Source organism: Paracoccus sp. S3-43 (genome assembly GCF_029027965.1).
In the GTDB taxonomy this organism is placed as follows: domain Bacteria; phylum Pseudomonadota; class Alphaproteobacteria; order Rhodobacterales; family Rhodobacteraceae; genus Paracoccus.
On sequence record NZ_CP119082.1, the window covers coordinates 3,026,344 to 3,048,831 of the forward strand.

Genomic DNA, 22,488 nt, shown 5'->3' on the forward strand with positions numbered 1-22,488 from the left:
AAAAATCCAAGAGGGGTGGCATGAACCCAGCTTTCGGCGAGGCCCTGATCCGGCTTCTGCCCAATCTTCGCCGCTATGCGATGTCGCTGGCCCGCCGCCCGGATCTGGCCGACGATCTGGTGCAGACCACCGTGGAACGGGCGATCCGCGCGGCGGACAGCCATGATCCGGCCGCGCGGCTGGAGCCGTGGCTGTTCCGCATCACGCGCAACGCCTTCATCGACCTGACGCGGCGTCAGCGCACCGAAGGCGTGCAGGTCGATGTCTTCGACATCCCCGAGGCCCTGCCCGACGACGGCGACCGCGCGGTCGAGGCGCGGCTGATGTTGCGCGCCACCCAGGAGGCGATGCGGACCCTGCCCCCGGAACAGGCGGAGATCCTGCACCTGATCTGCATCGAGGAACTCAGCTATGCCGAAGCCGCCGCCGTCCTGGACATCCCCAAGGGCACGGTGATGAGCCGCCTGTCGCGCGCCCGGCTGGCGCTTGCGGAAAGGCTGGGAATAAGATGACGCGTCCCGCGTATTCCCCCCATACCGCTCGAAAGGAGCCGCCCGTGCAGATTGACGACGAAACCCTGATGGCCCTTGCGGACGGAGAGCTGGACGGGGCCGAGGCCGCGCGCGTCTCGGCCGCGATCGCCGACGACCCAGAGGCCCAGGCCCGGTTGCGCCGCTTCGCCGAAACGCGGGCGCGGCTGCGCGCGCTGTCGGCGCCCCCGGCCGGGCAGGGCGACGACAACGACCTGATCGCGCGGATCCGCGCGGCCAGCGTCCCTGCGCAGGCGCCCGCGGCCCCCGCCCCGGCGACTCCGGGGGTCGCGGCCAACCGGAACCGCGCGCCTTGGGCGGCCATTGCCGCCGGGCTGACGGCGGCCCTGGTGGGGCTGGGCTGGTGGCAGATGGGCGGCGCGCCCGCCGGTCTGGAACAGGCCGAGATCGCGGCCCTGGACAGCCTGCCGTCGGGCGAGGCGGCCGTGCTGGAGGATGGGCGCGACCTGACGGTGATCGCGTCCTATCGCACGGCCGAGGGGATGTTCTGCCGGGAATACGAGACCGCGCGGGACGCCCGCGTGACGGTCAGCGTCGCCTGCCGCGACGGCGGCGGCTGGCAGCGGCAATTCGCCAGCGTCATGACCGCGACCGACGGCTATGTCCCGGCATCGGGCGACCTCGCGGCCCTGGACGACTGGCTGGCCCGGACCGGCGCGGGCGATCCGCTGACCCCCGAGGACGAGGCGGCGGCCTTGGCCGAATAGCCCGTCGTCCCATTCGGCCCGCCCGAAAGGCCCCCTGCCCTGGGGGCCTTTTTGCTGCCGCGACGGAAAAATCCGTCCGGCCGGGAATAACCCCGCCCCACGCCCGTAAACGCTGCACCAGGCGAAGGGGCGCACAGCCCGCCCCGCCTGGCGGGCGCGGCGGCCATGGGCGGGGCGGCGCGGCCCTTCCCCCTTACCGCCCTTGCAGGAGAAGACGACATGGCGACCTATCGTGGAAACGACGGCGACAACCGCTATAACGGGACCAGCGTGGCGGACCTGATCTATGGCCGGTCCGGCGACGACACCCTGTCGGGCGGCGGCGGCAACGACACCATCGACGGCGGCGAGGGCAACGACCAGATCCGCGGCGACGAAGGCAACAACGTGCTGATCGGCGGCGAAGGCAACGACCGCATCTGGGCCGGCAGCGGCAGCGACCGCATCGACGCGGGTGAGGGCAACGACATCGTCAGCGCGGGCAATGGCAACAACAGCGTGACCCTGGGCGAAGGCAACGATGTCGCCGTCACCGGGTCGGGCCGCGACACCATCACCGGCGGCGAGGGCAATGACCGCATCACGTCAGGCGCGGGCAATGACATCCTGCATGGCGGCGAAGGCGATGACGTGCTGCTGGGCGAGGCGGGCAACGACACCCTGACCGGGGGCGAGGGCAACGACGTTCTGAACGGCGGCACCGGCAACGACCTGCTGACCGGGGGCGAAGGCGCCGACCGCTTCATCTTCAACGGCGGGCGCGACCGGATCACCGATTTCGAGAACGGCGACGACGAGATCGACCTGTCGGCCTTTTCCGCCTTCAACGGCTTTTCCAGCATCCGCGCCGCCGCCAGCCAGAGCGGATCGGATGTCGTCATCCGCGCGGGCAGCCATTCGCTGGTGATCGAGGACACGCGGCTGCGCGAACTGGACGCCGACGACTTCATCTGGTGACGCGACTGACCGGCCGGGCCGCCTTGCGCGGCCTGGCCATCCCCATGGCAATGGCGCGACGGATCCGGGCAATGGGGCGGCAAGGGTCCGCCGAACCTCTCGCATGGCCTTGCATTCGCGGCGGAAGCAAACATTTGATGCCGCCAAAGGCCAGCAATCCGGGTTTCCATGACCACCGACCGTTTCAACCGCCGCCACCTGCTGCAAGCCGCCCTGGGCGGCGGGGCGTTCTTCCTGCTGCCGCATCTGGCGCGCGCGCAAGGCGCATCCGGCGAAAGCCGGCCGTTTTCCTTCGACCGGCTGCGCGACACGGCCCGCGACCTGGCCGCCCGCCCCCATGTCCCGGACGACATTCCCGATGCCGACATCCTGGATCAGGTGGATTACGACCGCCACAACCAGGTCCGCTTCCGCGCCGACCGCAGCCTGTGGCGCGGGCAGGGCCGGATCTCTCCGGTGCAGCCGTTCTTTCCCGGCATGTATTTCCGCAACCCGGTGCGGATCCACACCGTTCAGGACGGCATGGCGACCGAAGTGCCGTTCTCGCTGGATCTGTTCGACATTCCCGAAGGCCACCCGGCCCGGCAACTGACCCGCACCAAGGGTTTCGCGGGCTTCCGCGTCCAGGACGCCGAAACGGAAATCGACTGGATGGCGTTCCTGGGCGCGTCCTATTGGCGGACCTCGGGCTATAGCGGGCAGTTCGGGCTGTCGGCGCGGGGGCTGGCCATCGACACCGCGATCCCCGACGGCCCCGAGGAATTCCCGCTGTTCACCCATTTCTGGCTTGAACCGGCCGAGAATGGCGACCTGACCGCCTATGCGCTGCTGGACAGCCCGCGCGCGACCGGCGCCTATCGCATCGTCTCGCGGCGCGGCGACGGCGTGTCGCAGGACATCACCGCGACGGTCTTCCTGCGCGACGCGGTGGAACGACTGGGCATCGCGCCGCTGACCTCGATGTTCTGGTTCGGCAAGACGGACCGCCACATCGCCCCCGACTGGCGCCCCGAGGTGCATGATTCCGACGGGCTGGAGATCCTGTCGGGCAATGGCGAACGCATCTGGCGGCCGCTGAACAACCCGCCGGGGACCATGGTCAACAGCTTCGACGCCCCCTCGGTCAAGGGGTTCGGGCTGATGCAGCGCGAACGCGATTTCGCGCAATATCAGGACGACGGCGTCTTCTACGACCGCCGCGCCAGCGCCTGGATCACGCCGCAGGGCGATTGGGGCGACGGCGCCGTGGTCCTGACCGAACTGCGCACCGATGACGAGATCCACGACAATATCGTGGCCTTCTGGCAGCCCGCCGGGCCGACCGCCAAGGGCCAGAGCCACGATTTCGCCTATCGGCTGGACTGGGTGCGCGACAATCCGGCGATCAGCGAGATCGGCCATTTCACCGCCGTCCGGCTGGGCGCGGGCGGGGTGCCGGGCCAGCCGCGTCCCAAGGACGTGGTCAAGGTCGTCTGCGACTTTGCCGGGCCGAACCTTGCGGGCCTGGGACGCGAGGACGGGCTGACCATCGCGGCAACGACGGCGCAGGCGCGGGTGTCGAACACCGCCGTCTATCCCGTGGTGGGCACGGATGACTGGCGGGCGCTGTTCGACCTGTCCTTCGGCCCCGGCGACGATCCCATCGACCTGCGCGCCTATGTGGACCATAAGGGCACGGCGATGACGGAAACGCTGATCCTGCAACTGTTCCCGTCGCAACTGCGCGCGCTGCTGGCCAGCACGCCCTGACGCCCGCCGGGGTCGGTGGGCCAGCATCTCGGCCGTTGCGATGGCCTTGCGCCAAGGGGCAAGCCGAATGCCCGCCCCTTTGTCCCGCGCCTGCGGATGGGCTCAGCGATACAGGTCGCCGTAGCGGTCGCGCAGCAGGTTCTTCTGCACCTTGCCCATGGTGTTGCGCGGCAGCTCGTCCAGAAACAGCACCCGCTTGGGCCGCTTGAACTTCGCCAGCCGCCCGTCCAGGGCCGCCAGCACCTCGGCTTCGGAAATCGCATCCGCGCCGGCGGGCACGACCACCGCCGTCACGCCCTCGCCCAGATCGCGGTGCGGCAGGCCGATCACGGCGGATTCGACCACGCCGGGCAAGGCGTCGATCTCGGATTCGATTTCCTTGGGATAGACGTTGTAGCCGCCGGTGATGATCAGATCCTTGCCGCGCCCGACGATGTGCAGGTATCCGCGTTCGTCGAATGTCCCCAGATCGCCGGTGATGAAGAACCCGTTCGCGCGCAGTTCGGCGGCGGTCTTTTCGGGCATCTGCCAATAGCCCTTGAAGACGTTCGGGCCGCGCACCTCGATCATGCCGATCTTGCCCTGGGGCAGTTCCGCGCCGGTGTCGGGATCGGTCACGACGATCTCCACCCCCGGCAGGGGCGTCCCGACGGTGCCCGCGATCCGGTCGCCCTCATAGGGATTGGACGCGTTCATGTTGGTTTCCGTCATCCCGTATCGTTCCAGGATGGCGTGGCCGGTGCGGTCCTGCCAGTCGCGATGCGTTTCCGTCAGCAGCGGCGCCGACCCCGAGATGAACAGGCGCATCCCCGCCGTGCTGTCGCGGTCCAGCCGGTCGTCCTGAAGCAGCCGAACATAGAAGGTCGGCACGCCCATCAGCACCGTCGCCCGGTCCATCAGGCCAAGGATCCGGTCCGGGTCGAACCTGGGCAGGAAGATCATCGACGCGCCGGAGAACAGCGTCACATTGGTCGCCACGAACAGCCCATGGGTGTGAAAGATCGGCAGCGCGTGGATCAGCACGTCATCCGCCGTATAGCGCCAGGCATCCCGCAGCGCCTGGGTGTTCGACACCAGGTTGCCATGGGTCAGCATCGCGCCCTTGGACCGCCCCGTCGTCCCCGAGGTATAGAGCAGCGCCGCCAGATCGTCGGCCGCGCACGGCACGGTGGCGAAATCGGCCGGGGCACCGGCGGCGGCGTCGGTCAGGCCGCCCTGCCCCTTGGCGTCCAGCGTCACGATCCGCGCGCCGGCCCGCGCGGCGGCATCGGACAGCGCATCGGCCTTGGCCGGGTCGCAGACGAAGACCGCAGGCGTGGCGTCGCCGATGAAATAGTCGATCTCGGCCGGGGTATAGCCGGTGTTCAGCGGCAAAAAGACCGCCCCCGCCCGCACGGTCGCCAGATAGAGAATGACCGCCTGCACCGATTTTTCCACCTGCGCGGCCACCCGGTCGCCCGGCGCGACCCCCAGCGACACAAGCGCGTTGGCCATCCGCCCGGCGCGGGCGACCAGATCGCCATAGCTGATGCGTTCGCCCGCATCGGTTTCGACGGCGGTGGCGCCGGGATCGGCGATGCCGGTTTCGAGGATGTGGAACAGGTTCGCGGTCATGGCTTTTCTTTCGTGGCGGCTGGCGCGGGCAGGTGGCGGCGCACCGAATCCGATGCGGCGATCTGGGTGCGTTCGGCGAAGGCCTCGTGGTTGGCCTCGATCCGGTCAAGGTCATAGAGGTAATTGACCATCAGCCCGTGCGACTGTTTCAACCCGTTGGCCGACACGTCGCCCCCGAAATTCAGCCGCTCCAGGCAGGCGCCGTTGCCCAGGTGGAAGCGGGCGACGGGATCCACCGCCCGGCCCTTGGCGTCGCGGGCGCGCAGGAAATAGATCGCGGCGGCGGCCAGCAGCGGCTCGCGCAGGGCCTGCGCCGCGTCGGGATCGACATGCCAGCCCGGCTGGTCCAAGGGCGTCAGGGCGGCGCGCAGGTCGTCGTCCAGCAGATCGCCCCCCTGCCGCGCCTGGGCCAGCCAGGCGGCGAAGCCCGGCACCGGGGACAGGGTGACGAAGGTCTGGATGTCGGGCAGTTCCGCCTTCAGTTCCTCGACCACCTGCTTGATGAGGAAATTGCCGAAGGACACCCCCGCCAGCCCCCGCTGCGTGTTGGAAATGGAATAGAACACCGCCGTGTCCGCCTGATCGGCCTCGATGGGGGTGCGGTCCAGATCCAGCAGCGGGGCCACGGTGTCGGGGATCGCCTTGGTCAGCGCGACCTCGACGAAGATCAGCGGCTCGTCCACCAGTTGCGGGTGGAAGAAGCCATAGCAGCGCCGGTCGGTCGGTTGCAGGCGGCCCCGAAGGTCGTCCCAGTTCTGGATGGCATGGACGGCCTCGTACCGGATGATCTTTTCCAGGATCGCGGCGGGGGTGTTCCAGTCGATATGGCGCAGCACCAGAAAGCCTCGGTTGAACCAGGACGCGAAGAGATGCGCGAAATCGCTGTCCACCCGGCGCAGGGACGGGTTGTCCTTGAGATGGCGCAGCAGTTCCTCGCGCATCCTGACCAGGGCCGCCGTGCCGCCGGGGGCCAGGTTCAGGCGGCGGAACAGTTCCTGGCGGCGGGGTTCGGCGGCATTGTGCAGCGCCTCGATCGCCTCGACCGAGTCGGGCTGGGCCTGGATGGCCGCCACGGCCTTGCCGACGGCTCTGGGGTCGGGACCGAAACGGTCGGCAAGGGTCGCCAGAAAGTCCAGCCGCTGCGGCTCGTCCGCCTCCTCGAAGGCGGCCAACAGGGCGCGGGCCAGGGCCACGCCCGACGCTTCGCCCCGGCGCGACAGCAGCAGTTCGCCCATCTCGGGCAGGCCGGGGGGCGCGGTCACCCGCCCCGCCGGATCGCGCCAGCGCAGCAGGGCGCGGCCCCGGTCGGTCAGCATGTCGAACAGGTCGCCAAAGCGGTTCGAGCGAGAGGTCTGCACGGTCCTGGTCATGCGTATCTCCTTGGGACGGGTGCCGCCGGATCAGCCGGGCAGCACGACAAAGATCAGCCAAAGCACACGGGCGCGACCACGGTCACGCCGGCGCCATAGTGCAGCAGCTTGCGGAAGAAGGCCCGCTTGTCCACGCCATGCGCATGGGCCAGCACCAGCAGCCAATCAGGAACAGCATCACGGCCGCCAGCAGCGTGCCGACCAGAAACGCGCCGGCAAAGGCCAGCACGCCCGAGTTGATCGGCCCCTCCCGCCATCGTTGGGTGATCATGCAGGGCGACCGCTTCCACGACCTGATCGCGGTCCCGCGCCAGCCGCTGGCCTAGCCGCGCCCGCGCCGCCGGATCAGCCCGAACAGGATCGGCGCGCCGGTCAGCACCAGGATCACGCGGGTCATGTGGTGGACCACCACGAAGCTGAGATCGGCCCCCGCGATCAGCGCCAGCATCGACATCTCGGCCTGTCCGCCGGGCATGAAGGCCAGGAAGCCCTCGACCGGCGGGGCAAGGCCGGTCAGGGTGACGAATTCCGTCACCGCGCCCGCGATCACCGCCAGGATCAGCACGAAGACCGCCCCGCCCGCGACCGTTTCGCGCAGTTCGCGCAGGGTGACGCCGACATAGCTGACGCCGATGCCGATGCCGATCAGGAATTGCGCGGCCAGCAGCGCCTCGCGCGGGGGGCGCATGTGCAGGACGCCCAGCAGCGACAGCGCCGCCGCCGCGATCAGCGGGCCAAGGATCGCCGCGCCGAACAGGCCGGCCCGCTCGGCCGCCTTCCAGCCCAGCAGGGCGGCAGCGGCCATCACGGCCAGTTCCAGGACCGGAATGTTGGTTGCGGGTTGGCCCACCGGATGCGTCAGTTCGACGCCATAGATGCCCACCAGCACCAGCGGGCCGACGATCATGATGACCAGAAGCCGCGTCACATGGACCAGCGAGACCTGGCGGATATTCGCCCCGGCCTCGGTCGCGAAGATGGTCATGTCCGTCGCGCCCCCCGGCATCGCGGCATAGAAGGCCGTCACCAGGTCGAAGCCGCAGAAGCGGCGAAAGAACGGCACCCCGACCAGGCCGATGGCGGCGATATAGAAGGGGATGATCGCGACGGATGCCAGCATCGACGGCAGTTCGGCCACAAGCGCCGGGGTGACGGATGCGCCGATGGCCACCCCCAGCACCGACCGCGCCGCGACCGAGGCCTGGCCCGGCCCGGCCAGCCGCACCCCCCACAGGGCCGCGACCAGGGACGCGATCATCGGCCCGAACAGGAAGGGCAGCGGCAGGCGCAGCACCGAAAACAGCGCGACCCCGGCCAGGCCGATCAGCACCGTGGCCGCCTGCCGCCGCCGCAACCCGCCGGTCATGGCCGCGCGCGCCCTGCCCGCCTGCACGGCCCCGCATCCCAGGGCCGGGATGCGGCTGCGGGTGACGGGGTCGTCTGATCGGTCATGGTTCGCTGATCCGCCTGTCCAGGAAAGGCGCCGCCCTGCGCAAGGCGGCGCCAAGGCCTGCGCTATCGCAAACGCCGCGAAAAGAGAATGCGGAAAGCCGCGAAAATCACGCGGGCCGGGCGGTTCGCGCGCCCGACGGGCGGGATCAGCGCGCCCGCCCCTCGGCCTCGGCCAGTTTTTGCAGGATGTCGCCGATCTGATAGGGCTTGCCGACGATGGGGATCTCCGCAAAGCCCTCCGGCAGGCCGATGTCGCGGCCATAGCCGGTGGCGAAGACGAAGGGGATGGTCCGGGCGCGCAGGGTTTCGGCCACGGGCAGCGAATCCTCGGCCGTCAGGTTCACGTCCAGGACCGCCAGGTCCGGCGGATCGGCCTGGATCAGCGCCAGGGCGGCGGCGACCGTGGCGGCGCGGCCGGTGACGTGCAGGCCGTGATCCTCCAGCTCGGCCTGAAGCGACATGGCGATCAGCGTCTGATCCTCGACCAGCAGGACGCGGCGGCCGGACAGGGGATGGCCCGAGGCCTGTGCCGCGATGGGCCGGGGCCGGGCCAGCGGGCCGGGATCGGCAAGGCGGATGAAATCGGCGGGCAGCAGGAAGGCGGCGGCGATCCCCTGCGGGCGATAGTCGATGCGGCTTTCGCCCCCCAGGTCGAAGGGCAGCGACTGTTCGATCAACGCCGATCCGAAACCCGACCGCTGCGGCGGGACCAGCCCTTCCAGCCCGTCCTCGGTCCAGCGGATCCGGCAATGGCCGTCGCTGTCGATCTGCCAGTCCACCGACAGATGACCGCCCGGCCGGGACAGGGCGCCGTATTTCGCGGCATTCGTCGCCATCTCGTGAAAGATCAGCGCCATGACCGAAAAGGCCCGCCCGTCCAGGGCCACCGCCGGGCCGTCCAGGCGGATCGGCCTGCCGTCGTCCGCATAGGGGCCAAGTTCCGCCCCCAGCAGGTCGCCCAGCAGCCCACCCTGGTCGTCGCGCACCACCTGGTCATGGGCGAAGGCCAGGGCCCGGATGCGGCCCCGCAGCGCATCGGCATAATCGCCCAACGCCTCGTCGTCGCGGGGCTTGCGGCTGACCAGCGACTGGATCACCGCCAGGATGTTCTTGACCCGGTGGTTCAGTTCCTGGTTCAGCATCCGCTGCCGGACGGCGGCGCGGGCGCGTTCGTCGGCCAGCACCTCGCTGTTGAACAGCAGCACCTCGACCACGGCGATGCGCAGCGCCTCGGCAAAGCGGCGGTCGGCCTCGGACCAGGGGTGGCTTTTGTGGCGGACGGTTTCCTTCCAGATCGCGAAGCTCTTGCGCGGAGTCAGGCGGTCGCCGAACGGGCCGGTGGCATAGGTCTTGTTCGGATCGCCCGCCCAGTCCAGCGTCTGCACGGCCTCGCGGCGGAAATAGAACAGGAAGTCGCGCGGCCGCCGCGACAGCGGGATGATCATCACCCCGGCGGGCTGGGCGGTCAGGCCGTCGGCAGCGGGCAGCAGGTCGGACAGGCAGTCGGTCTGGAACACCTGGCCTTCGGGCAGGCCCTCGGACAGCGCCAGGATCGGCGCGGCCTGCGCCCGGTCCGGGGCGTGGCCCAGGGCGGTCCAGCAGCCGTCCAGCCACATGGCGATGCCGTCCGCCGCGATCAGCCCCGCCAGATCGGGCAAGCGGCTTTGCAGGGCCTGGCCCGCATCCTCGTTCCGGCTGGCATCGACCAGCAGGTCGTCCAGGGCGCGCCGCGCGTCCAGTTCGGCGTCGCGCGCCTGCTTGCGGGTCAGCGCGTCCAGGTGCATCGAGAAGAACTCGCCCACCATCTCGGCGGCGGCGCGGTCCGCCATGCCCAGCACCTTGGGAGAGTGGTGGTGACAGGCGATCAGCCCCCACAGCGCCCCGTCGATGATGATCGACACCGACATCGACGCCGCCACCCCCATGTTGCGCAGGTATTCGCAATGGATCGGGGACACGCTGCGCAGATGGGCATAGGACAGATCCAGCGGCTCGGCCTGGGGATCGTCGCCCAGGACCGGCACCGGCGCGAAGGACGCGTCGCCGATCACCCGGATCGGATTGCGCAGATACAGCGCGCGGGCCTGCTGGGGGATGTCGCTGGCCGGGAAATACTGGCCGCGAAAGCTTTCCTGTTCGTCCAGCTTGGCCTCGGCCACGACCTTGCCCGCGCCGTTCTCGCCCAGTTGATAGACCATCACCCGGTCATAACCCAGCTGCGCCTGCATCAGCATCGCGGCCTGGGCGATCAGCCGTTCGGTGTCGTCGGTGGCGCGCAGCCGTTCGATCACCGTGCGCGACAGGCTGATGATCGTCCCCAGCCGGTCCGAGGCGGGTTCGAATTCGACGATCGTGCGGCCCTTGAAGCGGTGGACGGTGGCGTCCAGTTCCTGGCCGTTCACCGTCATCCCGAAGACCAGGGCCGGGCGCGGCTTCTGGCCCGACACCGCCAGCGCGTTCAGCAGCCGGTGCGCGGGTTCGGATCCGATCACCTCGGCTAGGGGCAGGCCCAGGGGATCGCCCGGCAGATCCAGCATCGCCGCCGCGTTCGCCGAGCGATACACCACCCGGCGCGCGGTGTTGTCGCAGGCCAGAAGGCATCCATGGGGCTGGATGCTGCCGGGAATGTGGATCGGCTCTCGGTCGCAATTGGTCAGGTCGATGGGCTGGCCGGCCAGCGAGGCATCGGAGATGGTGTTTTCGTTCATGCCGGCGCCTTGACCCCATAGGCCCGCAGCGCCAGCCCGAAGACGGCGCGCGCGGTCGCCACCGCCGGGGCCGGGGAAATGTCGGCGCCCTCCAGCCAGTCCAGGAACTGCCGCCAGCGGCGCGGGGATGCGGTCTGCGCGGCCAGGTGGCGGGCGCCGCGTTCGGGCGTGAAGCCCTGCGCGGCCGCGCGCCGCGCCAGCAGCCGCGCGCCCAGGGCCGAACCCTCCAGCACATAGCAGGCGGCGGCCCGCGCCGCGGGGTCGGCCAGAACCGGCGCGTCGGGAAGGGCGGGACGCGGCATGTCCAGATCGGCCAGATCCAGCGCGATCAGCGGGGCCAGGCGCCGCACCTGCCAGCCGCTGCGGGTCAGCGCCGGTTCGACCGCCGCGCGGAACGCATAGCTGCCGGACAGAAAGGCGCGATAGGCCACCGGGTCGGCAAAGCTGCCGATCGCCTCGTCCAGGCGGACATGCAGGTCGCGTGTCTCTGTCATCAGAACGCGACGCAGGGAATCGTCCTTGGCCATCATGCGCCAGCTTTCGAATTGTTTTTCCAGACATACCGGCGCTTGCCGAAATGCCGCAATAGCGGAAGCCCCCAGATGCCGTTAACGTAAGTTAGTCGTGATCGGGTCAGTAACCGCGCCCGCGATCCACCAGATGCAGGACAGGGCGGCCCGCCATGGCGCGGCGCAGATTTTCCACCGCGACGGGGGCGGCTGTCTGGACCCGCGTCTCGGCGGCGATATGAGGGGTCACGGTGACGCCGGGATGGGACCAGAAGGGATGGCCGGGCGGCAGCGGTTCCGTGCGGAACACGTCCAGCACCGCGTGGCCCAGCCGGCCGCCGTCCAGGGCCGCCAGCAGCGCGGCGTCGTCCAGCACCGTGCCGCGTCCGGGATTGATCAGCCAGGCGCCTTGCGGCAGCAGCGCCAGCCGTTCCGCGTCAAGCAGCCCGCGCGTCTGCGGCGTATCCGGCAGCAGGGCGATCAGGATCTCGGCCCCCGCCAGCGCCCGGTCCAGGCCGTCCCGCCCGAAGACCCGCACCCCGGGCACCGCCCGCCCCGAGGCGCTGTATCCCGCCAGCCGGAAGCCGATCCCGCCCAGCATCGTGGCAACGCTGCGGCCAAGCTCTCCCATCCCCAGGATGGTCACCTGCCGGTCGCGGGCCAGCCGAGGCGTCACGCCGTTGCGCCACCGCCCGTCCTGGGCATAGGCGTCCATCCCCAGATGGGCGCGCATCGCCCAGCCGGTGCAATATTCCGCCATCCCCTGCGCCAGCCCCGGATCGACCATCCGCGCCAGCGGCTGCGTCAGGGTGGGGTTGGCGACGATGCGCTCGACCCCCGCCCACAGGCTTTGCACCAGCCGCGCGTTCACGAAGGGCGACAGGTCGTCGACCGGGCCGCCCGGCGCATAGATGATCGCGTCGATGCCGGCCGGGTCGGCGCCTGCCGGATCGGGGCGCAGCAGGTCCATCTCGGGCGCAAGGGCCGTCAGGGCGGGCGCCCATTCCGGCCACAGCGCGTCGGGGGCGGCGAACAGGACGCGCATCGTCATCGCGGCCTGTGGACATGGGCGGCCTGCACCAGCCCGAAGCCCAGCATCAGGATCATCAGCGACGTGCCGCCATAGCTGACCAGCGGCAGGGGCGATCCCTTGGCGGGCAGCATCCCCATCACGGTGGCCATGTTGATCGAGAAATACAGGAAGAATGTCCCGCTGATGCCCACCGTGATCAGCGCCGCGAAGCGGTCGCGGTTCGACAGCGCCGAATAGAGGCAGAAGCCGATGATCAGCGTATAGAGGCCGAGCAGCGACATGGCGCCGACGAAGCCGAATTCCTCGGCCAGGACGGTGAAGATGAAGTCGGTGTGCTTCTCGGGCAGGAAGTTCAGCCGCGACTGGGTGCCCTGCATGAAGCCCCGCCCCGACCAGCCGCCCGATCCAAGCGCGATCTGGCTCTGGATGATGTTGTATCCCGCGCCCAGGGGATCGGCGGCCGGGTCCAGGAAGGTGTCGATGCGGCGGAACTGGTAATCCTTCAGCAACTGCCAGTCGGTGCCCCGGCTTTCCAGGACGGCGGCGACCATGCCCACGGCGGCGGCGATCACGGCGGCGAAATACCACAGCGACACGCCCGCCGCGAACATCATGATGCCGCCCCCCGCCACCAGCATGATCGAGGTTCCCAGGTCCGGCTGGATCAGCACCAGCGCCGTCGGCGCCAGGATCAGCACCACCGGGATCAGCACCCACAGGGGCTTCGACACCCGGTGCGGCGCCAGCCAGTCGTAATAGGCCGCCAGCAGCAGCACGAGCGAGATCTTCATCAGCTCGGACGGTTGCAGCCGGATCGGGCCGAGGTCGATCCAGCGCTGCGCGCCCATGCCGATCTCTCCCACCAGTTCGACCGCGACCAGCAGCAGGAAGCAGCAGAGATAGGCAGGCACGGAAATCCCGCGCCAGAACCACATCGGCACGAAGGCCAGCGCGATCATGATGACCATGCCCGCCGCAAAGCGATACATCTGCGGCTTGGCCCAGATGTCGACCCGGCCCCCGGCGACAGAGATCAGCATCAGAAAGCCGATGCCGGCCACCGCCGCGATCAGGAAGACCAGCGGCCAGTTCAGATACAGGATCTTGCGGATGCCGGTCGGGGTCTGGGCGACCTTGTAATCAAGATAGGACATGGCGTCAGGCCCTGGTCAGGCGCGGCGGTTCGGGGGTGAACAGGTGCATGGCGTTGTGGCGTTCCTCCATCCCGGCCCGCTGGTCGCCGGGAACGGCATCCAGAGGCGGCAGCCCGCCCGCCAGCGCATACAGAAGGATATCGCGCGCCACCGGCGCCGCCACCGCCGATCCGCCGCCGCCATGTTCCACCACGACTGACACTGCATAGCGCGGCGCGTCGAAGGGCGCATAGCAGACAAACAGCGCGTGGTCGCGCCGGTTCCAAGGCAGCTGGTCGTTCGACACCACGCCCCGCGCGCGTTCGGCGGCGGTGATGTTGCGGACTTGGCTGGTGCCGGTCTTGCCGGCCATGCGCCAGTCCTCGCGGATGATGCGCGACCGGCGGGCGGTGCCGCTGTCGGAATTCATCACCGCGTCCATGCCCGCCCGCGCGGTGCGCAGGAAAGCCGGATCCAGTCCCAGATCCGGGAAATCGGCCGCCGGCTGCGCCACGCCGTCGATGGCGCGCACCAGCCGGGGCCTGACCTCTCGGCCGGTGGCGATGCGCGCGGTCATCACCGCCAGTTGCAGCGGCGAGGCCAGCACATAGCCCTGCCCGATCGAGGCGTTCAGGCTGTCGCCCACCTGCCAGGCCTGGCCGTGGCGCGCCTGTTTCCAGGCTCGGTCGGGGGCGATGCCCTCGGCCACGGCGGACATCGGCAGGTCGTGGCGCTGCCCCAGGCCCAGCCTGCGGGCCATGGCGGCGATGCGGTCGATGCCGACCCGCTGGGCCAGTTCGTAATAATACACGTCGCAACTGTGCGACAGGCTGGTGACGGCATCGACGCTGCCATGACCGCCCCGGCGCCAGCAATGGAAGCGGCGGCCGCCGACCTCGGTATGGCCGGGGCAGTAAAAGCGCGTGCCGGCATTGATGACGCCCGAGTCCAGCCCCGCCAGCAGGGTGACCATCTTGAAGGTCGATCCCGGCGGATAGACCCCCTGCACCGTCTTGTCGGCCAGCGGGCGGTGGTCATGGTCCATCAGCGCCTTGTAGTCGGGCGAGGATATCCCGCGCACGAACTTGTTCGGATCGAAGCTGGGCGAGGAACAGATCGTCACGATGTCGCCGGTCTGCACGTCGATGACCACGGCGGCGGCGCTTTCGGTGCCCATGCGCTGCGCGGCGTAATTCTGCAGCCGCGCGTCCAGCGTCATCTGCACGGTGGCGCCCTGTTCACCTTCCTGGCGCGACAGCTGGCGCATTTCGCGGCCCGCGCTGTTCACCTCGACCCGGCGCTGACCGGCCTTGCCGCGCAGCACCTCTTCCATCCGGGCCTCGAAGCCGACCTTGCCCAGCTGGAATTCGGGCAGCATCAGGACGGGATCGGGATCCTCGATCTTGGATAGGTCGTAATCCGAGACCGGCCCGACATAGCCCAGCACATGCGCCATGTCGCCCGCGCGCGGATAGACGCGCGACAGGCCCGATTCGGGCGTCACCCCCGCCAGCGACGGCGCGTTCACGGCGATGGAGCTGAACTGTTCCCAGGTCAGCCGGTCGGCCAGCACGATGGGGGTGATGGCGCTGCGCTTGGAAAATTCGTCCAGAAGCTCGGCCATGCGGGCGTCGCTGATCGGGATCAGCCGGGCCAGGCGGCGCAGCACGGGCTCCACGTCGCCGCCCGCCTCCTCGCGCGTCAGGGTGACGCGGTAATTCTGTTCGTTCCCGGCAATGAGGATGCCGTTGCGGTCGTGGATCAGGCCGCGCGCGGGCACCAGCAGGCGGATCTTGATCGAATTGCCGTCGGACAGCATCCGGTATTCTTCGGCATGTTCGACCTGCATCGACCGCAGCTTCAGCGCCAGGGTCGTGACGACGCCCAACTGGATGCCCGCCAGCAGCAGCCCCCGGCGGCCGATGCCCCGGCCCGTGTCGCCGGTCTGGCGCGGCACTCGTGTCATCGGGCAAACCTCATCTGCTCGGCTTCCGCCAGGGTGACGCGGCGCAGCCCGAACAGGATGCGCGCGGCCAGCACCACCGCCGGATAGGCGGCGACGGTGGCGATGAATTGCAGGATCACCTGTCCCAGGGCCGGAACCGGCACCATGAACACCACCTGCGCGAAGCGATAGCCCAGCATCATCACGCCCATCAGGACCGACACGCGCAGCCATTCAACCATGAACGGCCCATCGCGCCAACGCCCCTCACGCAGGCGTGCGGCCTCGGATCCGGCCAGGACGATGGCGGGCCACAGGCCCAGGGGGTGGAACAGGATCGCGTCCTGGACCAGGAAGGCCAGGGCGATCACCGGGGCGGCAAGCTGATCGGGACGGCGCAGCATCCAGGCCAGCACCAGGCACAGTTCAAGGTCGGGTCCGGGCCAGCGCGTCGTGCCCGGCGACAGCGGCAGCAGCCGCAGGAACAGCAGCGCCGCCATGGCCGCGCAGAACAGGGTCGTGCCGATCAGCACCTGCCGATTCATCATTCGCTGCCCGTGGCCAGGGGATCCGAGGCCACCGCCGCCTCGACCGGCGAGGTGGGCCGCTGCGGCCCGATCAGGCCCCGGCCGCCCGGCGCGATCACCGCGCCGCTGTCCACGACCATCTCGGCCGGATGGGATCGCAGCACCCGCAGGAATTCCAGCCGCCCGTAATCGGCCGCCAGCCGCAGCCGCATCCGCCCGTCGCTGCCCTGGACCATCTGCCCCGCCAGCAGCCCCGGCGGAAACACCCCGCCATCGCCCGAGGTGACGACCCGGTCGCCGGGCCGCACGTTGTCGGGCATCTCGATGAAATCCAGGAACGGCAGCGGCGTGTTGTCGCCGGTCAGCAGCGCCCGTTCGCCGGACGGCTGGGCGGCCACCGGGATGCGCGAGGACGGATCGGTCAGCAGCACCACCCGGCTGGTCCGCTGGCCCACCCCCGAGATGCGGCCCGCAAGGCCCAGCCCGTCCATCGTCGCCCAGCCTTCGACGATGCCGTCCTGCGCGCCCACGTTCAGCAGCACCGACCGGCGGAAGGCCGACCCGCTGTCGGTCATCACCATGCCGGTGACGCTGGTCAGCGCCGGGTCGATGCGCACATTGTTCAGCGCCATCAGCTTGGAATTTTCCTGTTCCAGCTGGACGGCGGCTTCCTTCCAGGCCTGCATCTGCTGCAATTCCCGGCGCAGTTCCTGGTTCTGTTCATAGATCCGCGCATAGGACTGGAACCCGCCGATCATCTGGCTGGCCCGCGTGACCGGCGCCAAGGCCCATTCGAAGCCGGGCACCACCCGGTCGATGAGGGCGACGCGCATCGCCTCGGCGCGCGGGCTGTCGATGCGCCAGAACAGGAACAGCGCCACCAGCACAAGCGCCATCAGCGCGATCAGCACGCGCCGCACGGGCGTTGCGAAATCTGGTCCCTTGCGTGCCATTCAGGCAGCCCCCTGGCCCCTGCCGGGCCGCGCCCCTCAGCTGTCGTAGTCGATGACGTGGCGAAGCTGCTTTTCGTATTCAAGCGCCTTGCCGGTGCCCAGCGCCACGCAGTTCATCGGCTGGTCGGCCAGGGTGATCGACAAGCCGGTCTGCTCGCGCAGCGCCAGATCCAGATCGCCCAGCATCGCCCCGCCGCCGGTCAGGATCACGCCCCGGTCCACGATGTCGGCGGCCAGATCCGGCGGCGTCGCCTCCAGCGCGACCATCACCGCCTCGCAGATGGCCTGCATGGGTTCGGCCAGCGCCTCGGCCACCATGGCCTGGCTGATCTCGATCTCTTTCGGGATGCCGTTCAGCAGATCGCGGCCGCGCACCATGATCGTGGCGCCGCGCCCGTCATCGGGCATCCGCGCGGTGCCGATGCTGGTCTTGACACGCTCGGCGGTAGAGTCGCCGATCAGCATGTTCTGGTTGCGGCGCAGGTAATTGATGATCGCCTCGTCCATCCGATCCCCGCCGATGCGGACCGACCGCGCATAGACCACGTCGCCCAGCGACAGCACCGCGACCTCGGTCGTGCCGCCGCCGATATCGACGACCATGCTGCCGGTCGGCTCGGTGATCGGCATCCCCGCGCCGATGGCCGCCGCGATGGGTTCGGCGATCAGCCCCGCCTTGCGCGCGCCCGCCGAGATGACCGACTGGCGGATGGCGCGCTTTTCGACGGGGGTGGCGCCATGGGGCACGCAGACGATCACCTTGGGCTTGGAAAAGCTGGTGCGCTTGAAGACCTTCTTGATGAAGTGCTTGATCATCTGTTCGGCGCTGTCGAAATCGGCGATGACGCCTTCGCGCATCGGCCGGATCGCCTCGATGGAACCGGGCGTGCGGCCCAGCATCAGCTTCGCATCCTCGCCCACGGCCAGCACCTGCCGCTTGCCGTCCTTGACGTGATAGGCCACGACCGAGGGCTCGTTCAGGATGACGCCCTTGCCCTTGACATAGATCAGCGTGTTCGCCGTCCCGAGGTCGATTGCGATGTCGGTCGAAAACAAACCGCCGAATGCCATGCCCGTATCCTTTCGCGCCGGTTTCACCGGCTTTGCCCCGTTCTTGTCCGCCTATGGCGCAGCCACGGCGCGGAATCGACGCGCGAGGCTTCCCAGGTGGTGTCCCCATATAGAAGCCTCGGCTGCGGCGCGAAAGCCCCGTTGCGCCAGGTTGGCATGCCTCAGCTTCGGGCACGCACCCCGCTTGAAGGGAATGGATTCCTGTCTTTTTAGACAGGTTTCTTAAATGTTCTCAAAAAAAAACCAAAAATTTCTGAATATTTAATAATAGTTAACCACTGGCCTTTCGAATCTTGGAAACACCCAAAGGAGGAAGTTAACCGTGAAGATTGCAAGCAATTTTCTGCTAACCCTGCCCGCAGTTCTCCTATGCTCGGCAGCACCATCTTCGGCAGCAGTTGTGGGCGTATTCCACAACAATTATGGCAACAGCGGAACCCAGTCCATTTTCGTTTTCGGCGCAGCAGGCACCACGGGTAGTCTGGTCCGGGGAACGGACTCAACCGCCTTTGCCATCGACAACAGTGGCATTTACACCTTCAGTCTTGGCGAGGGCACCAATGCGATGACGCAGGGCGGCGAAATCAATACCCTTGCCTTTCGCATAGACGCCAATTCGCCCATCAGTGCCATAGCGTTGAATCGCGAAAGATATACTACCGACCAGACAAACCTGCTGGATGTCGAAGCCTTGGGACGCGACCATGTGGTTCTGACGACCACAGGCACCTTTGGCGGCTCGCAGATGTCGGTCACCGCGGTGGAGGACGGGACCGAGGTCCAGATTACATCCCCTGTGGACCTGAATGGAAACCCTGCAAATACACCCATAAATGTCACACTGAATAAGGGGGAATCGGTATTCTACACCAGTAATTCTGGCTCCGATCTGTCTGGAGCGAGGGTCACCGCGAACAAGGACATCGCGGTGTTCGCAGGGGCGGAATGCACCAACGTCCCAGTGGGCGTATCGGCCTGCGACCACCTTATCAGCCAGCAATACAGCGTGGACAATTTCGATACCGAATTCCTGATCTCGAACAGCTATGGCAATGGGGAATTGGGAGATCTGGTCAGGGTCGTCGGTGCGACGGACAATACCGAAGTGTTCCTGAACGGAGTTTCGCAGGGCACCATAAACGCCGGACAGGTTCTGACCCTTGATGCCGGCGACGGCGGCGTGCTGACCTCAAGCCAGCCTGTCACAGTTGGTCAATTCATGCGCGGGCAGGAACAGCGCCAGGCGGGCATCGGCGATCCGGCTTATGAGATCATACCCAGCACCGACCAGTTCCTGTCCTCGTATTTCTATGCCACGCCCGTGGGCGCCGATGCGTTCACGTTGAATTACCTCAGTCTTGCCATCGCCGAAAGCGAGGCCAGCAGCCTGAAACTGAACGGCTCGTCCGTGGATACATCCGCGTTCAGCAACATCAGCGGCTGGCTGTTCGGCACCTTGGCCATCAACACCGGCATCGGCACAATTGAAGCCGCAAATCCGTTCCTTGCCACAATCTCTGGCTATTCGGACTACGACAGCTATTTCAGCACCATCGCAACGGCATTTTCGCCCGGTGTCTCGCCGCCGGTCGATCCCGCGCCGGTTCCGGTTCCCGCCGCGTTTCCGTTGCTCGGGGCCGGCTTGGGGATATTGGGACTTCTGCGCCGCAAGCGCCGATCCGCCTGACAGAACGCAGAGTCCATGGACATGGCGGGCGACCGTACGGTTGCCCGCCATATCTCATTGCCGATATATATATTGGTTATTGCCTGCCTGCGTGTTGATGCAGGATTGGATCAATCAACGCGCCTTGCGGCGGCGGCGCAGCAGGGCCAGCGCGGCCAGACCGGCGGGCAGCAGCGCCGCGCCCGCAGGCAGCGGCACGGGTGCGGGCTGGGCATCGGCGACGGCGTTGCCGGGAACCGCGATATTGTAGTTCAAGCTGCCATGGGTGCCGTAAAGGCCCAGATACAGGACGCCCGCGAAATCGTCGCCCAGGTTCAGCGTGTAAGTGAAATCGTTCTTGCGGTTCCAGTGCTGCATGTTGACAGTGCCGAACGATGTCCCCTCCCAGGCGCTGTATTTCGGCGCCCGGGTTTGATAGTGCAGCTCGCCGCCCGCTGAGAACGTCCAGTCGGTGTCGCCGATGGGGGTTTTCGGCGAAAAGGTCAGCGTGATGGTCTGCGCACCCGCCTTCAGCGAGGTGAAGCCCAAGATGTCGTGATCGTTCTGGACGTCCCAGCTGCCCGAAATGTGATCGACGCCTGCGGCGACGATGGTGGGGTTTTTCCACTCGTGCGAAAATTCGGCGGCTCCGGTACCCTCGGTCAGGGTGGCGGCGTTGGCAGCCCCGGCCGCCATCAGGGCGGTCGCGATGGCAAGACAGAAGGCGCGCATCTTATCCTCTTTACTGGCGCATTCAGCACCAAAAATAATTAAAAGGCCCGGCAGATTCTCTGCCTGGCGGGGATCTCTCATGCGGCGACGTTCACGTCAACGAAATCGCGATGCCGAGCGGCTGTCTTTTTGTACAGGCTTAATACGAAAAGCCCCGCCGCGGGGGCGCCGGGGCCGGAAAGCGTCCGCCATGAACGGGCGTCAGTGCGAATACATGCTGATTTCCTTGCCGTCCTTGCCCGCACGGGCGCGGCGCACGATCAGGTGGTTCAGCGCCCCCACATAGGCTTTGACCGATGCCAGGATCGTGTCGGTGTCGGCGGCCTGGCCGTTCACGATGCGGCCGTCCTCCTCCATCCGCACGCTGACGGTCGCCTGGGCGTCGGTGCCCTCGGTCACGGCATGGACCTGATACAGCTTCAGCCGGGCGTTGTGGGGGAAGATCTGCCTGACCGCGTTGAAGCAGGCATCGACCGGGCCGTCGCCGGTGGCGTGGACGGTCTGTTCCTGCCCGTCCACGATCATGGTCAGATCCGCTGTCTGCCCGTCGCTGCCGCAGATGACGCGCAGGTGCTTGACCTGCAAGTGATCGTCGCCGGTATTGGCCGAGGCGTCCTGGACCAAGGCGACGATATCCTCGTCATAGACCTCTTTCTTGCGGTCGGCGAGCGCCTTGAAGCGGACGAAGATGTCCTTCAGCTGGTTGTCGCCCACGTCATAGCCCAGATCGGCCAGCTTGGCGCGCAGCGCGGCGCGGCCGGAATGCTTGCCCATGGCGATGTTGGTTTCGTTCAGCCCGATATCGGCGGGGCGCATGATCTCGAAGGTCTCGACATTCTTCAGAACGCCGTCCTGGTGGATGCCGGATTCGTGCAGAAAGGCGTTCTTGCCGACGATGGCCTTGTTGAACTGCACCGGGAATCCGCTGACCTGGGCCACGCGGCGGGAAATGCCGATGATCTTCGTCGTGTCGATGCCGGTTGTGAAGGGCATGATGTCGTGGCGCACCTTCAGCGCCATCACGACCTCTTCCAGGGCTGTGTTGCCCGCGCGTTCGCCCAACCCGTTGATGGTGCATTCGATCTGCCGCGCGCCGGCCTCGACAGCGGCCAGGGCGTTGGCGGTCGCCATGCCCAGGTCGTTGTGGCAATGGGTGGCGAAGACCACGTTTTCCGACCCCGGAACGCGTTCCAGCAGCATGCGGATCAGGTCGGCCGATTCGCTCGGCGCGGTATAGCCCACGGTATCGGGGATGTTGATCGTGGTCGCGCCCGCCTTGATGGCGATTTCGACCACGCGGCACAGGTAATCGTGTTCCGTGCGCGTCGCGTCCATCGGCGACCATTGCACGTTGTCGCAGAGGTTGCGGGCATGGGTCACGGTCTGCTCGATCCGTTCGGCCATCTGGTCCATGTCCAGGTTCGGGATCGCCCGGTGCAGGGGCGAGGTGCCGATGAAGGTGTGGATGCGCGGGCGTTTCGCGTGGCGCACGGCCTCCCAGCAGCGGTCGATGTCGGGCAGTTGCGCGCGGGCCAGGCCGCAGATCACGGCGTTCTTCGCCTGCCTGGCGATCTCGGACACGGCGGCGAAATCGCCTTCGCTGGCGATGGGGAAGCCCGCCTCGATGATATCGACGCCCATCTCGTCCAGCATGGACGCGATTTCCAGCTTTTCCTCGTGGGACATGGTTGCGCCGGGTGACTGTTCGCCGTCGCGGAGGGTGGTGTCGAAGATGACGACGCGGTTCTTGTCGGACATGGATGGTGCTTTCTTACGGGGTCTGTCAGGGGATGACCGGGCACGTTCCTGGC

19 protein-coding genes are annotated in these 22,488 nt (G+C 67.8%); 6 read left to right on the plus strand and 13 right to left on the minus strand.

Going from position 1 to position 22,488, the window contains the following annotated elements; all coding sequences use genetic code 11:
- The first annotated feature begins 20 nt into the window (after positions 1-20).
- From PXD02_RS15720 to PXD02_RS15735, 4 genes are all read left to right on the plus strand, one after another.
- Complete coding sequence (locus PXD02_RS15720; RefSeq protein ID WP_275104763.1) at positions 21-512, plus strand: RNA polymerase sigma factor; 492 nt, start codon at positions 21-23, stop codon at positions 510-512.
- 44 nt (positions 513-556) lie between these two features.
- Positions 557-1,258: an anti-sigma factor family protein gene (locus PXD02_RS15725; protein WP_275104764.1), complete on the plus strand. Its 702-nt coding sequence runs from the start codon at positions 557-559 to the stop codon at positions 1,256-1,258.
- A 219-nt stretch (positions 1,259-1,477) separates the two neighbouring features.
- Positions 1,478-2,215 (plus strand): calcium-binding protein, encoded by a 738-nt coding sequence (locus tag PXD02_RS15730; RefSeq protein WP_275104765.1) that lies wholly within the window; start codon positions 1,478-1,480, stop codon positions 2,213-2,215.
- A gap of 168 nt (positions 2,216-2,383) precedes the next feature.
- A complete protein-coding gene (locus tag PXD02_RS15735) occupies positions 2,384-3,964 on the plus strand; it encodes an OpgD/OpgG family glucan biosynthesis protein (protein ID WP_275104766.1) in 1,581 nt (526 codons plus the stop codon).
- Between the two features lie 102 nt (positions 3,965-4,066).
- On the opposite strand, the gene PXD02_RS15740 is transcribed toward PXD02_RS15735, so the two are convergent.
- Complete coding sequence (locus PXD02_RS15740; protein ID WP_275104767.1) at positions 4,067-5,578, minus strand: malonate--CoA ligase; 1,512 nt, start codon at positions 5,576-5,578, stop codon at positions 4,067-4,069.
- Positions 5,575-6,948 (minus strand): malonyl-CoA decarboxylase, encoded by a 1,374-nt coding sequence (locus PXD02_RS15745; RefSeq protein WP_275104768.1) that lies wholly within the window; start codon positions 6,946-6,948, stop codon positions 5,575-5,577. Before PXD02_RS15745 ends, PXD02_RS15740 begins: the two co-directional genes overlap by 4 nt.
- A 98-nt stretch (positions 6,949-7,046) precedes the next feature.
- On the opposite strand from PXD02_RS15745, the gene PXD02_RS15750 reads away from it, so the two are divergent.
- Positions 7,047-7,274, plus strand: a complete 228-nt coding sequence (locus PXD02_RS15750) for a hypothetical protein (protein WP_275104769.1) — start codon at positions 7,047-7,049, stop codon at positions 7,272-7,274.
- Here the strand turns inward: PXD02_RS15750 and PXD02_RS15755 are convergent.
- From PXD02_RS15755 to PXD02_RS15795, 9 genes are all read right to left on the minus strand, one after another.
- A complete protein-coding gene (locus PXD02_RS15755) occupies positions 7,271-8,314 on the minus strand; it encodes an AbrB family transcriptional regulator (protein WP_275104770.1) in 1,044 nt (347 codons plus the stop codon). The two genes, PXD02_RS15750 and PXD02_RS15755, sit on opposite strands and share 4 nt — an antisense overlap.
- A 232-nt stretch (positions 8,315-8,546) precedes the next feature.
- Positions 8,547-11,108 carry an HWE histidine kinase domain-containing protein gene (locus PXD02_RS15760; RefSeq protein WP_275104771.1) on the minus strand — a complete coding sequence of 854 codons (2,562 nt, stop codon included), beginning with the start codon at positions 11,106-11,108 and terminating at the stop codon, positions 8,547-8,549.
- On the minus strand, positions 11,105-11,602 hold the full coding sequence (locus PXD02_RS15765) for a biliverdin-producing heme oxygenase (RefSeq protein ID WP_275104772.1): 498 nt from the start codon (positions 11,600-11,602) through the stop codon (positions 11,105-11,107). Before PXD02_RS15765 ends, PXD02_RS15760 begins: the two co-directional genes overlap by 4 nt.
- A 139-nt stretch (positions 11,603-11,741) precedes the next feature.
- On the minus strand, positions 11,742-12,662 hold the full coding sequence (locus PXD02_RS15770) for a 2-hydroxyacid dehydrogenase (protein ID WP_275106453.1): 921 nt from the start codon (positions 12,660-12,662) through the stop codon (positions 11,742-11,744).
- 2 nt (positions 12,663-12,664) lie between these two features.
- Entirely contained in the window at positions 12,665-13,804 is a 1,140-nt protein-coding gene (gene rodA / locus PXD02_RS15775; RefSeq protein ID WP_275104773.1) for a rod shape-determining protein RodA, read from the minus strand.
- 4 nt (positions 13,805-13,808) lie between these two features.
- Entirely contained in the window at positions 13,809-15,749 is a 1,941-nt protein-coding gene (gene mrdA / locus PXD02_RS15780; RefSeq protein ID WP_275104774.1) for a penicillin-binding protein 2, read from the minus strand.
- A complete protein-coding gene (locus PXD02_RS15785; protein WP_275104775.1) occupies positions 15,746-16,276 on the minus strand; it encodes a rod shape-determining protein MreD in 531 nt (176 codons plus the stop codon). The genes mrdA and PXD02_RS15785 overlap by 4 nt, the downstream gene beginning before the upstream one ends.
- Positions 16,273-17,208, minus strand: coding sequence for a rod shape-determining protein MreC (gene mreC / locus PXD02_RS15790; protein WP_275104776.1), 936 nt, complete (start codon positions 17,206-17,208; stop codon positions 16,273-16,275). The genes PXD02_RS15785 and mreC overlap by 4 nt, the downstream gene beginning before the upstream one ends.
- A gap of 36 nt (positions 17,209-17,244) precedes the next feature.
- Complete coding sequence (locus PXD02_RS15795) at positions 17,245-18,279, minus strand: rod shape-determining protein (protein WP_275104777.1); 1,035 nt, start codon at positions 18,277-18,279, stop codon at positions 17,245-17,247.
- 322 nt (positions 18,280-18,601) lie between these two features.
- On the opposite strand from PXD02_RS15795, the gene PXD02_RS15800 reads away from it, so the two are divergent.
- Entirely contained in the window at positions 18,602-19,966 is a 1,365-nt protein-coding gene (locus tag PXD02_RS15800) for an IgGFc-binding protein (protein ID WP_275104778.1), read from the plus strand.
- A 114-nt stretch (positions 19,967-20,080) separates the two neighbouring features.
- Here the strand turns inward: PXD02_RS15800 and PXD02_RS15805 are convergent, their stop codons facing one another.
- Together PXD02_RS15805 and PXD02_RS15810 are read right to left on the minus strand one after the other, a co-directional pair.
- Positions 20,081-20,677 (minus strand): VPLPA-CTERM sorting domain-containing protein, encoded by a 597-nt coding sequence (locus tag PXD02_RS15805; protein WP_275104779.1) that lies wholly within the window; start codon positions 20,675-20,677, stop codon positions 20,081-20,083.
- A gap of 201 nt (positions 20,678-20,878) precedes the next feature.
- Positions 20,879-22,435 (minus strand): 2-isopropylmalate synthase, encoded by a 1,557-nt coding sequence (locus tag PXD02_RS15810; protein ID WP_275104780.1) that lies wholly within the window; start codon positions 22,433-22,435, stop codon positions 20,879-20,881.
- Positions 22,436-22,488: the final 53 nt, after the last annotated feature.